Annotated in this window: 2 tRNA genes and 1 rRNA gene; all 3 read left to right on the top strand. The window is 46.4% G+C overall.

Features of this window, described 5'->3' with window-relative positions:
- Nucleotides 1-11: 11 nt before the first annotated feature.
- Nucleotides 12-85: transfer RNA gene (locus H3001_RS19175), tRNA-Ile, on the top strand.
- A gap of 148 nt (nt 86-233) precedes the next feature.
- Nucleotides 234-307: transfer RNA gene (locus H3001_RS19180), tRNA-Ala, on the top strand.
- A gap of 166 nt (nt 308-473) precedes the next feature.
- A 23S ribosomal RNA gene (locus H3001_RS19185) occupies nt 474-704 on the top strand; the annotation flags it as partial.

The raw sequence follows: 704 nt of genomic DNA on the forward strand, positions 1-704 counted from the left end.
ATCAGAAAGCTAGTCCTATAGCTCAGTTGGTTAGAGCGCTACACTGATAATGTAGAGGTCGGCAGTTCAACTCTGCCTGGGACTACCCGGAAAAACATCGGCGCAAGCCAATGTGCTTCAGGTAGCACTCGATTGCTACTCGAAAAAAAAAGGAAGAAAAAACTTCCTTAAAAATTTGCCTCTTCGGAATAAAGGTTGTACTTTTGCAGCCGCAAAACGAAAAGGGACAAATCGGGGGATTAGCTCAGCTGGCTAGAGCACCTGCTTTGCACGCAGGGGGTCAACGGTTCGAATCCGTTATTCTCCACGAATGGGATGGGCGAGCGCAAGCGAGCCAATCTGCAAAAATTCTCCACGAGAATTTTTGAAAAACAAGGTCTATGACATGATGTAACAAGCAAGTAAATTTTGGTAACGAAAAAGAGCTAAAAGTATATATCATCCCGCTGCCTTTTAGGTAGTGTGACGTGATAAGGAAAGTAAGCAAGGGCGCATGGCGGATGCCTTGGCTCTCGGAGGCGATGAAGGACGTGATAAGCTGCGAAAAGTCACGGGGAGGTGCAAATAACCCTTGATCCGTGAATCTCCGAATGGGACAACCCGGCGTGTTGAAGACACGTCATCCATCATTGATGGAAGCTAACGCAGGGAACTGAAACATCTTAGTACCTGCAGGAAAAGAAAATAACAATGATTCCCCCAGT

It is taken from the genome of Phocaeicola faecicola, assembly GCF_013618865.1.
In the GTDB taxonomy this organism is placed as follows: Bacteria; Bacteroidota; Bacteroidia; order Bacteroidales; family Bacteroidaceae; genus Phocaeicola; species Phocaeicola faecicola.